A 13,899-nucleotide genomic window follows, 5' to 3' on the forward strand; every position below is an offset into this window, starting at 1 on the left:
TCAATGTGTGTTATGCCAGTACGGCGGTGTCAATGTCTTGTGTCTGCCAGTACATCGCGCCACGAATCGCCACTAACAGGCGTTCAATATCAGCGGGATACACCTCACCAATGTTGCCGATACGGAAACAATCCGCACTCGAGACTTTGCCCGGATAAATGACAAAGCCTTGCGCTTTCAAACGCGCATAAAAATCACTGAACTGATAATCGCTGTCTGTCGGCGAATAAAACGAGGTAATGATCGGTGAATGTAACGCCTCATCCAGCAACGGCGTGAAACCCAATTTACGCATACCCGCCACCAAGGTGCGCTGGTTGGTTTGATAACGTGTATGACGCGCAGCAATGCCGCCTTCTTGTTCCAACTCCAACAGCGCCTGATAAAACGCGCGTACGGTATGCGTCGGTGAGGTAAAACGCCATTTGCCGTGGTTCGCTTCCATGCACGCCCACTGTGCGTACAAATCTAAACTCAATGAGCGCGCTTGGCCTTCACATGCCGCCAGCGCCTCGCGCTTGGCAATCACAAAGCCAAAACCCGGTACGCCCTGAATGCATTTGTTGGCGGAGCTGATCATAAAATCGATATCCAACTCGCCAATGTCCATCGGGATCCCACCAAAGCTCGACATCGCATCCAGAATCATCACTTTGCCGTGTTGTTTAGCCAATGCCGCTACGTCAGCGATGGGATTGAGCATGCCGGTGGTTGTTTCACAGTGCACCATCGCCACATGGGTGATGCTTGGGTCTGCCGCCAGTGCCGCAGCCACGTCCTCTACGTTCGGCTGTGCCGTTTCGCCCGAGGCCACGGTCTGGCATGGAATACGCAGGTACTGGGCTATTTCTGCCATACGCGCACCGTAAACGCCGTTATCGACCACCAGCAGTTTGCCGTTTTCGCCAATGGCACTGCCCAACGTTGCTTCCACTGACGCGGTGCCGCTGCCTTGCATTAACACGCTGGTATAACCCGGTTGCTGCGTCGCTAACGCCACCAACTTGTCGCGGATCACTTCCACAATCGCTTTGTTGTAATCGTCATCCCACGTACACCAGTCTTTCAGCATCGCACTCCGTACGGTTTCAGACGTCGATAGCGGGCCAGGCGTTAACAGCAAATAAGCATTTTTCATCATGTCATCCATCAAGAAAATTAAATTGGTCTACACCAGAGACACATTTACTCTACCAGCAGAAAATTCACGCCGTAAATGGGGGCACAGTGAAATTCACAAAAGCTTCATTTTTGGCCATCTCATGGGTTAATCGCCCACTAACACCGATTTATTCATCGTCAAATTGCCATTTTTCGTTCACGGAATCGTCACAGTCACGCTTTAGGGTAATCAGCATATTTGGTACATACCAATATGAATAATTCTGGAGAAGATGATGAAAAACCGTGTAATGAAAGGATCACTGGTAACGCTACTTTCCCTGATGACCTCGCAGGCCTTTGCGGCACAGGAAGTGACGGTTTACACCGCGTTTGAAACAGACCTTCTGGCCAAATACAAAACGGCCTTTGAGCGTGCCAATCCAGATGTCAGCATTAAATGGGTGCGTGATTCTACGGGTATCATGACCGCGAAATTACTGGCGGAAAAAAACAACCCGCGCGCGGAAGTGGTGTGGGGACTGGCCGGCTCCTCCATGGCGTTATTAAAAGAAGAAGGGGTACTGTTCCCCTACACCCCGGCAGGCGTTGAAGACTTGCGTCCTACCTTGAACGACCCGCTCACCAACCCGGCATGGTTCGGCAACGAGGCGGTGTTTAACGCGATTTGCTTTAATGAGGCCGTCGCAAAACAACGCAATCTGCCAACCCCGACCTCATGGGACGATTTGACCAACCCGATCTATCGCGGCCACATTGCGATGCCTAACCCAGCCTCTTCCGGCACTGGCTACATGCAGGTGTCTGCCTGGTTAAATACTTTTGGCGAAGCACAAGGCTGGCAATACATGGCGGAACTGGACAAGAACATGGCACATTACACCCATTCCGGTTCAAAGCCCTGTGTACAGGCCGCAATGGGTGAAGTGGCCATCGGCATTTCAATGGCAGTGCGTGGCGCGAAGCTGAAAACCCAAGGCGCACCACTGGCGATCATCACCCCGAAAGGCATTGGCTGGGAATCGGAAGCGGTCGGCTTGGTGAAAGCCTCTGACGCGGCCAAGCGCGTGGTCGATTGGTCTGTCTCACAAGCCGCCAATGAATTGTATGTCGAGTCTTACCCGGTGGTGGCTCACAAGGCGGTATCGTCGAGCGTCTCCCATTACCCGAATGTGGAAGCGGCGATGGCAACCATGGATTTTGCCAAGATGGGCACCGAACGCGCGGCGATCCTCGCGACCTGGTCTGCCAAGTTTGATGGCAAATCCGAGCCGCAATCTTGAGTGTGACTGACGTCCCTCCCCTCTTTTTTATTTCCTCTTTACTCTCTCGTTATGCTGCATCGATATCAAGGAGTGCTTCGGCGCTCCTTGTTTCGTTTTTCATGACCACCATGCTCACGGCTCACGGTTCACGCGCTTTGCTATTTGGCCCTCATTGGCGACGGAAATGTCATCGACGCGCTATAAATGTGTCATTGCGCTGAAACATAGCGACTCTACATTTGGTCTATACCATTTGGAGTATCGAACATGCACACCCCACATCCTTATTTGCACATTGAGCAAGTCGTTAAACAGTTTGGTTCATTCACCGCGTTAAAGCAGATCTCACTGGCGATCGAAAAAGGCGAGTTTGTTTGTTTTCTTGGCCCTTCCGGCTGCGGAAAAACCACCCTGTTACGTGCCATTGCCGGTTTGGATTTACCGACCTCTGGGGCGATTTACCAGAACGGACAAGAGACTACCTTCCTGCCACCGGAAAAACGCGACTTTGGCATTGTCTTTCAGTCCTATGCCCTGTTGCCCAACCTGACGGTGGAAGAGAACATTGCCATTGGCCTGAAAAACCAAGGCATGTCGACGCAAGACGCGCTGCAAAAAGTGGCACACTGGCTGGACATGATTGCCCTGCCGACCTCGGGCAACAAGTACCCGAATCAACTGTCTGGCGGTCAGCAGCAACGTGTGGCACTGGCGCGCGCCTTGGCGTTATCACCGGGACTGTTACTGCTGGACGAACCGTTGTCGGCACTGGATGCCAAAGTGCGCATCCACCTACGTAACGAGATCTGCCGCTTACAACGCCAACTGGGGATCACCACCATCATGGTGACCCACGATCAGGACGAGGCTCTGTCGATGGCCGATCGCATTGTAGTCATGAACCACGGTGTGATTGAGCAAGTCGGTACCCCGCAAGAGATTTACCAACAACCGGCAACCCGTTTTGTGGCCGAGTTTGTCGGCAGCATGAATTTCATCACCGCCTCTGCCACCAGCGATCAGCAAATCCGCATTGCCGAGTCCCTGCTACCAGCACCGACGTTAGCCAACCGTAGTATTGCTCGCGGTGACCATTTTGATTTGGCCGTCCGTCCGGAAAATCTTCGCTTTGTCGACAGCTTTAATCGCTCGCTGCCGGTACGCATTCTGGCCACCGAATTTCTGGGGGCGTTCTACCGGGTTGACTGCCAACTGCACAACGACAATCGCGCCAAGCCGATCTGTGTGGATGTCAGTATCGACACCGTACAGGCCCTAAACCTACAACCGGGCGATATCCGCTATATCCAGTTCGCCGAACAAGGCCTGCGTGGCTATGACATCCCTGCCCATGTTGCTGCCCGCGCCGCGTAAGGAAAAACCATGAATACTCGAACTGCTAACATGAGAAGTGTGATGATGTCGACAGCCCGTTTACAGCAACAGACACAGTCTCTGTTTCACCGCATCAGTCGCGATAATCTGGTGCTGTTTGTTTTGCTGACGGGGTTATCCGCCCTGATGATCCTGTTTATCGTGATGCCACTGTGGGCCATGCTCACCAAAAGTGTGCAAAACGCACAGGGGGAATTTGTCGGTCTGGCGAACTTTGCCCACTATTTTTCGTCAGCCAGTTTATGGCACTCCCTTGCTAACACGTTCACCGTGGGGCTACTGGTAACCACCGTGGTCGGTGTGCTGGCGTTTGGTTATGCCTATGCCCTTACCCGCTCCTGCATGCCGTGCAAAGGGCTGTTTCAGATCCTTGGTACCGCACCGATATTAGCGCCTTCCTTGTTGCCGGCGATCAGTTTGATCTTCCTGTTTGGGAACCAAGGGGTCGCGAAACACCTCCTCGGGGAGCAGTCTGTTTACGGAATGATGGGGATTACGCTGGGCTTGATTTTTTGGACCTTTCCACACGCGCTGATGATTCTGACGACGGCTATGCGCACCTCGGATGCCCGATTGTATGAAGCGGCACGCGCCCTGAAAACCTCGCCGATAAAGACCTTTTTTCTGGTCACACTGCCTGCCGCGAAATACGGCCTCATCAGTACCCTGATTGTGGTGTTTACTTTGGTGATCACCGATTTTGGCGTGCCTAAAGTCATTGGCGGCAGTTACAACGTACTGGCGACCGACATTTTTAAACAGGTCGTGGGGCAGCAAAACTTTGCCATGGGGGCGGTCACCAGTTTGATTCTGCTGTTCCCGGCGCTGCTGGCCTTCACCGCTAATCGCTGGGTTCAAAGCAAACAAAAAAGCCTGTTTGATACCCGCTCAGTCCCTTACCAGCCCGAACCGCACCCTGTGCGTGATGGCTTGTGTCTGCTGTACTGTTCTGTGATGTCTATTGCGGTGCTGGCGGTACTGGGCATGGCGGTGTACGGCTCGCTGGTAACGTTCTGGCCATGGAACAAAGCCCTGACCCTGAATAACTACAACTTTGCTGAAATCAGTACCTACGGCTGGCTGCCCTACGTGAACTCCCTGACCATGGCGGGCTGGACGGCTCTGATCGGTACGGTGGTGATTTTCATCGGTGCCTACAGCATGGAAAAAGGCCGTGCATTTGCCCCTATTCGCCAAGTGATGCAGGTGATCAGCGTGATCCCAATGGCCGTACCGGGCATGGTGCTGGGCTTAGGCTATATCTTCTATTTCAACGATGCCAATAACCCGCTCAATGTGCTCTATGGCACCATGGCCTTTTTGGTGGTGAACACCGTGGTGCATTACTACACTGTCGGCCACATGACGGCACTGACCGCCCTGAAACAATTGCCGGCTGAAATTGAAGCCACCGCCGCCGCCATCAAACTGCCGCAATACAAACTGTTTGTTAAAGTGACGGTACCGGTGTGTTTACCGGCTATTTTAGATATCGCTACTTATTTGTTTGTTAATGCATTAACCACCACATCTGCGGTAGTATTTCTCTATTCTACCGATACCATTCCCGCCTCAGTATCTGTCCTGAATATGGACGATGCCGGCCAGACCGGTGCCGCAGCGGCCATGGCCGTCATGATCATGATTTCGGCGGCGACCGCGAAAATAGTGCAACTGACCCTCGGCAAACTGTTAGAAAACCGTACCCAAGCGTGGCGAAAGAAATAAGGACACCGTGTGCAATACGTAAAAATTAAAGATGCGATTGTCGAGCAAATTGAATCAGGCCAATTGTCGCCACGGGAAAAGCTGCCTGCCGAACGCAAGTTAGCCGAATCGTTCGACACCACACGGGTGACGCTGCGTGAAGCCCTCTCGCTACTGGAAGCGGAAGGCCGTATTTACCGCGAAGATCGCCGGGGCTGGTTTATCTCGCCATCCCCCCTGCGGTATGACCCAAGTCAAACGTTAAATTTCACCAACATGGCCTTGGCGCAGCAGCGCACGCCAAACACCGTACTGCTGTCGGCGCAAAGCACGGTCGCCAACAAGCACGCGGCACAACTGCTGGATCTCCAGCCGTTTTCTAATGTGTATCAAGTTGATCGCGTGCGCTATTTGGAAAACCGACCGGTGGTGTACGTCACCCACTACATTCGCCCGGAATTTGTGCCGGATTTACTGCGTCACGATCTCACCACGTCGCTGACCGACATTTACCGCGAGCACTACGGCATGGTGTATCAATCCATCCGTTACCGTATCACCACCAGCACCTTACTGGGGGATACCGCCCAAGCCTTGCGCGCCACATCGGGCACACCGGCCATGGTGGTTGAGCGTATCAATTACAACCAACACGGTGAGCTGATTGACTGTGACATTGAATACTGGCGCCACGATGCCATCAGTATTGAATCGTTCGCGACGCTCGTGCGGTGATCCACGTAACGCACGCGCCACGCATGAAACTACACCAGGAATCACACCATCATCACACACAATAAGAAAAATAGGCCTCACTCAGTCAGGGATGCTGTATGACACTGTTGGCGATTGTTTTAGTGCTCCTCTCCGCCGTGATCCACGCCAGTTGGAACTTGCTCGGCAAACGTAATACGGGCTCTGGCGTGGCCTTTTCACTGGCCGCCAGTGGCTCAGCGGCGTTGCTGCTCTCGCCTTTTTTGCTGTGGTATTTGTTGACTATTGGTTGGGACACCTTATCGCCTGCGTTCTGGCAATTATTGCTGATCAGCGGTATTTGCCAGTTGATCTACTTGGTAGGGTTACTGGTCGCCTATCAACACGGAGACATCGGCTTAATCTACCCCATCGCCCGCGCATTACCGGTGTTGATGGTCGGCGGGATCACCCGCTGGCTCGGCTTGCCATTAGACGCCCTGCAATGGCTGGGGTTTATTCTGATCACGCTGGGTTGTCTCATCGTGCCCCTCAGCAGCTTTCGCCAACTCTCCCGCGCCGCCTACTGCAACTTAGGAGTCGGCTGGGCCTTGATTGCCGCGCTGGGGACGACCGGCTATTCGGTGGTCGACAAAGCGGCCATTGCGTTACTGACTGAGCAGGTACACGCCATTATGAGCGATCCCTTGTCAGCCCTGTTCTATTTGGGCATGCAGTTTTGGGCAATGGTGCTGCCCTTGCTGCTGGGTATTGCGGTTTATGCTGGTATGAAGCGGGCACGCGGCCAGCATACGGCGATACTGGCCCAAACCTGGCAACTTCGGCGCAATGCCACCCTCGCTGGCAGCATGATGGCCATGACGTACGGCTTGGTGCTCTTTGCCATGACCATGACCGACAATGTCAGCCTCATTGTGGCCCTGCGCCAATTCAGTATTGTGGTCGGCTTGGTGATGGGTACCCTGTTCCTCAAAGAAAAGTGGTACGTTACACGGGGTGTCGGTGTCGCCGCGATTCTGGGTGGCATCCTGCTGACGCTATAACGCGCTAACGTTATAACGCGCTAACGTTATAACGCACGAGTGCTATGCCCTTGATTTGCTTTCTCCTCACAAGCCGGCGGCAAGCGATTAAAGGGGATTGCCCCCGCCGTACAAGGTATCAAACGCCGGTATATAACTGTCCCATACCGGCGTATCCTGCCCGACAATCTCTTTCAGTGTGTCCAAAAACAATTTGGTTTTGATCGGCGCATCGCGATGCGGGTACACCGCGTACACCGTGCCAAAGTCATCCAGCGTCAAATCCGTCATGATCGGCACCAGTTGCCCATCCAGAATTTCATTTTGCATCATCTGTGCGGTGACCACGGCCAGCGTATTGCCCGCCACTGCACTTTTGATCACCATTTCCACATCGTTAACCTGATAGGCCGCATTGAGCTGAAACGTCTGTGGCTGATTATCGCCATCCAGATACCCGAACTTGTCGACCCGCAACCCCGGCGCGGCATAAATGGTTGCGGGCAGGGATTCCAACTGCGCCAGTGTCGTAATGTCACCATGCCGAGCAATAAACGCCGGAGACGCCACAATCAACATGCGACAACGGGCGATTTTGCGGGAAATCAGCGTCGAGTTTTTCGGCTTCCCGATGCGAAAACCGATATCGACCGCCTCTTTCACCATGTCCACCACCCGATCTTCCAGCCGCAGTTCAATCTCCACCTCCGGATAGTGCTGCTGAAAACGGGCAATGGCCGCCTGCACATACTGACGCCCGAACATGGTATGGCTGCTGATCCGCAATCTGCCTCGCGGCTCGGCATGGTAATTCTGTGCCAAGCGGTGGGTATCATTGAGCAGGGTTCGCAATTGTTGCGCCTGATGCACCATTTCTTTGCCCGCCGCCGTTAACGAAAGCGAACGCGTAGTACGGTTAAGCAAGCGCACGCCCAACTCCGCTTCCAACCGGCCAATGTGCTTGGAGATCACCGAACGATCCACATGCCGTTGCTCTGCCACTTGCGTGAACGAGCCCTGCTCTACCACGTCTAACAGCAGTAATAATCGACTGGAAAAATCCATCCCACGCCTCTCTCTTTCGTCTGTCTTTTCATTTGTTGCATTTACAGCACCAATAATGTGCCGATTCGTTCATTTATCTTAACGTATTCCACGCCTATAGTAATCACACACAACGAGGACACGGCCTTTTACTGATGTCCCATCCCATAAGGAATACGACGATGAACGCTCAATCAAACTTGCTTGCTATCACTCACCACAACGGCATTGCGACAGTGGCGATCAACAACCCACCCGTGAATGTGATCACCAGTGATTTAATCAACGCCATTAATGCCTTTGTGTTGTCACTGAAAGATGACCGTGATACCAAAGTGGTGGTCTTCAAATCCCTGCATGAGACCTTCTTCTTGGCGCATTTGGATTTGAACGTGATCAACGGGACACAAGGCGGCCAAGCGGCATCGATTGAGTTCAACCACATGATTGCCAATATCAAAGCGATGAAACAACTGTCTGTTGCGCTGGTAGACGGTGTGGCGCGTGGGGGCGGTAACGAATTTGTGATGGCGTGTGATTTGGCCTACGGCACTGAAAACGCTGCATTTGCGCAGCCAGAAATTCACGTCAACATTCCAACCGGTGGTCAGGGTGCGGTGCAATTTGCCCGTCGCATGGGGAAAAACAAAGCACTACAGGCATTGCTACTGGGCAACGACTTCACCGCACAACAAGCGGAGCAGTTGAACATCATTACCCAATTTGTGCCTAAGGCAGAGATGGAGGCTTTCCTTGCGGCCACACTGGGCGTGATCAGCACATTAGAAGTGCGCGATATCGTGATGTACAAGGAGATTGTCGCCACCTCCATCGTCGATGAAGACGCCGGTGCCGAATTAGAACTGCGTTACTTCTTAGAACGCGCTAAAGAGCAGAAGACAGCCAGCATCATTGCGGCGTTCTTAAAACACGGCGGCCAAACCGAACGTGAAGCCAAAGATATTCAAGGGATTTTTGTGGATACAGCGGCCGAATTATCAAAATAAGCGGTAGTAATAAACACGGCTAACCGCACTAAGCCAACCGAAAAAACCGCTGATAGCGATAAACGCCATCAGCGGTTTTTCTGTTTAAGAGGCCAATGTCAGCGGCTTATTGTGCGCCTGTTCGCCCTTTCATCACCCACAAATACAGCGATGGGATCACGGTCAATGTCACTACCCAGGAAATCACACATCCCCACCCGACCACAAGCGCCATCGGCGACATGTAGTTATCATAACCACCTAAGCCATACGCCAATGGGATCAGCCCCGCGACCGTGGTGATGGTTGTCAGGCTAATGGCGCGCACGCGGCTTTGCGTGCCTTTGATGACATACGCCACCCAACCTAAGGCCGCACGCTCGTGCACCGTGTCTTTCAAATGCCAGATCAGCACCAAGCTGTTGTTCACCATGATCCCGATGAGCGCAATCATGCCGATGATCGAAAAGAAACTCAGCACTTGGTTATGCAGGAACAAAATAAATAGCGCACCACCAATACCAAACGGGATCACCGCCAGCACAATCAGTGACTCCAGCACATTGTCAAACAACAACAACAGGATCAGTGCAATGCCGATCAACGCCACCGCAATCGCAACCGTAAAACCGGACTGCGCTTCTTGAGTTTCCAAAATTTGTCCCATCGGCACAATACGCGCACCCGCATAATCTTTCCCTTCGGCCAGATTGTCACGGGCAAAGGCCGTCTGCACCTGTTCAAACACCGTCAACGGATCGGTCACGCTGGCATCTAACCCTGCCGACACACGAATCACTCGCTCACCGTTAAAGTGGTCAACTTGCGCGACCGTGTCACGCCACGTCCAGCGCACCAGTTTGTTCAGGGGGACAAGTTGCCCGTCTTTCGCCCTGACGCGGATCTGATCCAACTCGGCCAGTGACTTGTCGTTCTCTTCCAAGGTGACACGGAAATGGACTTCTTCCTTACCATTGAAAATACGCGTCACACGCTGCCCTTCAATGGCGTATTGAATAATGTCACCCACTTGCGTGGCACTGATCCCGTAATACGTCAGCCAGCGATGTTGCAACGCCACTTCAATCTGCGGGGCCGGTTCATTCACATCCCGTTTGACGCGCGTGGTGCCCGGCAAGGTACGCAACGTGGCTGCGACGTCATCTGCCAGTTGTTCACGCCCCGCATCAGTCCCTCCGACAATGCGCAAGTCAATCGGACGCCCTACCGGCGGGCCACCGCCATCGATATCAAACTCGACTTGGCTTAATCCCGCCATGCCTTCCATGCGCGCTTCCCAGTCCGCCACTATCGCTTCAGCGCTGCGGGTACGATCATTAGCAGGCGTTAACGACAGCACCCATGTGCTATTGGGGGAGCCAACCTCCCCGAACCAGTACGCCACTTCTGGCGTCTGTGCAAACAGCGTTTCTAACGCTTGGGTTTGTTGCCACACATCATCCAACGCCAGCTCTGGGTTCGCCTCGGCACTGACTTCAATCAGGTACGCGCCGTCGGTGGGATAAAACAGGTAGCTGATGTTTTTCAGCGATACCGCTCCCATCGCCACCACCGCAATAATGGCGCCTGGCAACACCCATTTGTATTGCCCAATCGCAGCGGCAATGCCTCGGTTGATCAGCGTAAACTGACCGCCTTGGCCTGACTTTGAATCAGATTTTGAATCAGGCTTTGCTTTTAGGCCGTGGCCTTTTTTCAACACGCCTTTGAGATGAGCCGGAATAAAAATCAAGGCATCAATGAATGAGAAGCACAGTGCGATGATCACCGTCAGCGGGATCACGTACATCATTTTGCCGCTGTTACCCGGAAAGAACAGCAACGGAATAAAGGCCACCATGGTCGACACAATACTCGCCACCACGGCCGGGAACACGCTTTTCACCCCATCAATCACCGCACGGTCAAGTTCGTAGCCTTCTTCCACCAGCGAGACAATTTTGTCACTCACCACCACCGCATCATCAACGATGATCCCGATGATCAAAATCAGGGCAGACAAGGTAAACACATCGAGGATCTGACCAAAATGCGGCAATACTGCCAAGGTGCCAAAAATACACACCGGGATCGAAATCGCCACCCAAAACGCAATACGTTTGTTTAAGAACAAAGCCAACGTCGCCAACACCAAGACCAACCCCATCAAGCCGTTGCTCTGCACAATATTGGCTTTTTCTTGAATGTCCGCCGACAAATCAGAGCCTATGGCTAGCGTATAAGTATCCCCTAACTGGGCTTCTTGCTGTGACAATAAGGCTTTCACCGCCTTTGAGGTGGCAATCACATCGGCACTTTCATTGGTGCGCAAATCAAACAAAATGCTTTGCTTGCCGTTAATCGAACCGTAAGACGCCCCTTTTTCAAACCCTGCGGTGATCTCACCGGCGACGTCTTGCAGTTGCAGATTCGGACTGAACGCAATGAACATCTCACGCAGCGCCTGCAAGCTATTCAACTCAGCAGCGGTGATCAATTCCGGATTGTCTTTCAACGCTTCCAAGCGGCCACCACTGATCAGCGCATTGCGCTCGGCAATAATGCTGGCCACTTCATCCAGCGTAAAGCCATAACGCTTGAGTGAAATCGGTTCTAACTGGATCAAAAACTCCGGATCACGTAAATCAATCGGATGCACTTCGCCAATCCCGGGCACGCGGCGTAATGCCAACTCGAGATTTTTCGCTTTATCACGCAAGGTGGCATACGGTACATCTCCGGCGATACCCACTACCATAAAATCCAGACTGTAGGATTTTTTGATGGACAAGGTTGGCGCATCGGTCACGCCACTGGGTAGATCCGAAACGCGGGTGATGGCATCTCGCACATCCTGATAAACCGCATTCGGATCGGAAACCTGGCTGTCCAACTCAAAAGCAATATCCGAACGGCCGTTTTCCGAAGTTGAGGTAAATTGTTTGATACCGGAAATCGACAGCAGCTCTTTTTCCAGCTTACTGGTGACGTTACTTTCCACATCCAACGCCGTCGCCCCCGGATACTGGGTCACGATGTTACCTTCACGCATATCGAAACGGGGCTTTTCCGCCAATGGCAGGTGGTAAGCTGTCCAAGCACCGATACCGATAATTAACAGTGTCAGCAGCTTGGCGGCATATTTTCGGGTAAACAGTAGGTTTAATAAGGTATTCATTGACCCGCCTCTGCCGTTGGCGTGTGCTCATTCACATGCACGTAAGCTTCCATACCCGGTAGCCACTGCTGCTGGGCATTATCAATGGTCACTTCCACTAAAAAGCCCGGATCATTATCGGCCATTACCGGTGAAAACAATGAGACCGTCCCTGCCACGGTTTGCGCATCAGCTGGAATGGTCACCTGCACCGTATCGCCTTTATGGAACTGATCAAAATCACTTTCCAGTACGTGAAAACGCACTTTCAATGTATGAATGTCGGCAAGGGTATAAAGGGCATCACCCACCGAAATAAACTGCCCGACCTCCACTGCGCGCAAGGCCACCACACCGTCAAACGGCGCATTCGGCGTGGCTTTGGTGAGCGTACGCTGCGCAATCGCATACTGGGTTTGACTGCGCTGTTGTTCGGCCCGGCTGATATGAGTCAGGCGCAATTGGTTTTCATAATCCCCTTCCGAGATCCCGTGCTTTTTAAACAGGGATTGATAGCGGATTAGCTGTTTTTCCTGCATATCGCGCTCGGCCTTTTTGACCGCCAGATCATACTTGGCCAAGTCGGCTTCCAAGGTGTAATCCTGCTGTGAAATCGACAGCAATGGTGCGCCCTGTTTAATGGCATCACCACTGTCCACCTGATAGCTATCCACAATGCCGCTGACTTCACTGCGCACTTCCACCTGCTTTTCTGGCGCTAACTTGCCAACAATATAATTATCTGCAAACGCCCCTGCCGAGAGCAGGCATAACGTCAGCAGCGACAATGCTTTTTTCATTGGATATTCCTTGCTTGTGATACGTTGTTATCAGGAAAAGACGACAGGCTATTGGTGGTCAATAGGCCAGCCACCGACAACCAGTGTAAACAAGGAAAAGTGGATAAAATGTCGAAGGGAGAGAGGAGGGATACGTGGGAAATCTAAAACATAAGATAAAAAACCGCCGAGAGATCGGCGGTATATCATTCATTATCTCAAGTAGCTATTACGACTAATCAAGAAACGTTTTATCAATCTTAATGATCACTTTTTCAATCTTATCCGGCAAGACAGAAGCAATCATTGGACGGTGCCATTCCCCCGGAAAGAAGATGGCATATTGATGAGGATGAAGTGTGACAAATTGCTCATCATTCACACTGGTATTCAATTGTGCATCATTGTCAAAACGTTGATCAGACATACATGCCGCATCCGCTGGTTGAATGCCATACCCAATTGTCTCTTGGCCGGTTAAGACAATATGGACATCAATATATTGGCGATGCACCTCAGACAGTGAATCTCGCATCAGGCGCGTTTCACCACTGACTCGATTAAAAAACACAAATCGTCCTTCAATGACATGCTCACCGGTCGACAGGTGAAGAGGATCCGTCGCCATGACTTGTTGAATGATGGCGTCAATTTGCCTGTGTTGACCACAGTGCGCAATATCAGAAATAATCATATTCGTTACTCACT

11 protein-coding genes are annotated in these 13,899 nt (G+C 52.3%); 6 read left to right on the forward strand and 5 right to left on the reverse strand.

Going from position 1 to position 13,899, the window contains the following annotated elements:
* Positions 1-10: 10 nt before the first annotated feature.
* A complete protein-coding gene (gene phnW, locus ACSF8W_RS09635) occupies positions 11-1,138 on the reverse strand; it encodes a 2-aminoethylphosphonate--pyruvate transaminase (protein ID WP_500847302.1) in 1,128 nt (375 codons plus the stop codon).
* 256 nt (positions 1,139-1,394) lie between these two features.
* On the opposite strand from phnW, the gene ACSF8W_RS09640 reads away from it, so the two are divergent.
* The 5 genes from ACSF8W_RS09640 (at position 1,395) to ACSF8W_RS09660 (ending at position 7,246) form a co-directional block, all read left to right on the forward strand.
* Complete coding sequence (locus tag ACSF8W_RS09640) at positions 1,395-2,405, forward strand: putative 2-aminoethylphosphonate ABC transporter substrate-binding protein (RefSeq protein WP_500847092.1); 1,011 nt, start codon at positions 1,395-1,397, stop codon at positions 2,403-2,405.
* A gap of 249 nt (positions 2,406-2,654) precedes the next feature.
* Positions 2,655-3,761, forward strand: a complete 1,107-nt coding sequence (locus tag ACSF8W_RS09645; protein ID WP_500847094.1) for a putative 2-aminoethylphosphonate ABC transporter ATP-binding protein — start codon at positions 2,655-2,657, stop codon at positions 3,759-3,761.
* Positions 3,762-3,791: 30 nt separating this feature from the next.
* Positions 3,792-5,510: a putative 2-aminoethylphosphonate ABC transporter permease subunit gene (locus tag ACSF8W_RS09650; protein WP_500847303.1), complete on the forward strand. Its 1,719-nt coding sequence runs from the start codon at positions 3,792-3,794 to the stop codon at positions 5,508-5,510.
* Between the two features lie 9 nt (positions 5,511-5,519).
* Entirely contained in the window at positions 5,520-6,224 is a 705-nt protein-coding gene (gene phnR / locus ACSF8W_RS09655; protein ID WP_500847095.1) for a phosphonate utilization transcriptional regulator PhnR, read from the forward strand.
* A 98-nt stretch (positions 6,225-6,322) separates the two neighbouring features.
* Positions 6,323-7,246, forward strand: coding sequence for an EamA family transporter (locus ACSF8W_RS09660; protein WP_500847096.1), 924 nt, complete (start codon positions 6,323-6,325; stop codon positions 7,244-7,246).
* 87 nt (positions 7,247-7,333) lie between these two features.
* On the opposite strand, the gene ACSF8W_RS09665 is transcribed toward ACSF8W_RS09660, so the two are convergent.
* Complete coding sequence (locus ACSF8W_RS09665) at positions 7,334-8,290, reverse strand: LysR family transcriptional regulator (RefSeq protein WP_500847098.1); 957 nt, start codon at positions 8,288-8,290, stop codon at positions 7,334-7,336.
* A gap of 161 nt (positions 8,291-8,451) precedes the next feature.
* On the opposite strand from ACSF8W_RS09665, the gene ACSF8W_RS09670 reads away from it, so the two are divergent.
* Complete coding sequence (locus ACSF8W_RS09670) at positions 8,452-9,276, forward strand: enoyl-CoA hydratase/isomerase family protein (RefSeq protein WP_500847099.1); 825 nt, start codon at positions 8,452-8,454, stop codon at positions 9,274-9,276.
* 106 nt (positions 9,277-9,382) lie between these two features.
* On the opposite strand, the gene ACSF8W_RS09675 is transcribed toward ACSF8W_RS09670, so the two are convergent.
* The 3 genes from ACSF8W_RS09675 to ACSF8W_RS09685 all read right to left on the reverse strand — a co-directional run bounded on the left by ACSF8W_RS09675 (position 9,383) and on the right by ACSF8W_RS09685 (position 13,885).
* Positions 9,383-12,433: an efflux RND transporter permease subunit gene (locus ACSF8W_RS09675; RefSeq protein ID WP_500847100.1), complete on the reverse strand. Its 3,051-nt coding sequence runs from the start codon at positions 12,431-12,433 to the stop codon at positions 9,383-9,385.
* Positions 12,430-13,212 (reverse strand): efflux RND transporter periplasmic adaptor subunit, encoded by a 783-nt coding sequence (locus ACSF8W_RS09680; RefSeq protein ID WP_500847102.1) that lies wholly within the window; start codon positions 13,210-13,212, stop codon positions 12,430-12,432. The genes ACSF8W_RS09675 and ACSF8W_RS09680 overlap by 4 nt, the downstream gene beginning before the upstream one ends.
* Positions 13,213-13,426: 214 nt before the next feature.
* Positions 13,427-13,885, reverse strand: coding sequence for a NanQ anomerase/TabA/YiaL family protein (locus tag ACSF8W_RS09685; RefSeq protein WP_500847104.1), 459 nt, complete (start codon positions 13,883-13,885; stop codon positions 13,427-13,429).
* Positions 13,886-13,899: the final 14 nt, after the last annotated feature.

This window comes from Photobacterium sp. 270122K, from assembly GCF_059941365.1.

Excerpts from the sequence above, each read along its gene's own strand:
- ACSF8W_RS09665 (WP_500847098.1), bottom strand. The coding sequence starts at position 8,290 with ATGGATTTTTCCAGTCGATTATTACTGCTGTTAGACGTGGTAGAGCAG.
- ACSF8W_RS09660 (WP_500847096.1), top strand. The coding sequence starts at position 6,323 with ATGACACTGTTGGCGATTGTTTTAGTGCTCCTCTCCGCCGTGATCCAC.
- ACSF8W_RS09685 (WP_500847104.1), bottom strand. The coding sequence starts at position 13,885 with ATGATTATTTCTGATATTGCGCACTGTGGTCAACACAGGCAAATTGAC.
- ACSF8W_RS09670 (WP_500847099.1), top strand. The coding sequence starts at position 8,452 with ATGAACGCTCAATCAAACTTGCTTGCTATCACTCACCACAACGGCATT.
- ACSF8W_RS09640 (WP_500847092.1), top strand. The coding sequence starts at position 1,395 with ATGATGAAAAACCGTGTAATGAAAGGATCACTGGTAACGCTACTTTCC.
- phnW (WP_500847302.1), bottom strand. The coding sequence starts at position 1,138 with ATGAAAAATGCTTATTTGCTGTTAACGCCTGGCCCGCTATCGACGTCT.
- ACSF8W_RS09675 (WP_500847100.1), bottom strand. The coding sequence starts at position 12,433 with ATGAATACCTTATTAAACCTACTGTTTACCCGAAAATATGCCGCCAAG.
- ACSF8W_RS09645 (WP_500847094.1), top strand. The coding sequence starts at position 2,655 with ATGCACACCCCACATCCTTATTTGCACATTGAGCAAGTCGTTAAACAG.
- ACSF8W_RS09650 (WP_500847303.1), top strand. The coding sequence starts at position 3,792 with ATGAGAAGTGTGATGATGTCGACAGCCCGTTTACAGCAACAGACACAG.
- ACSF8W_RS09680 (WP_500847102.1), bottom strand. The coding sequence starts at position 13,212 with ATGAAAAAAGCATTGTCGCTGCTGACGTTATGCCTGCTCTCGGCAGGG.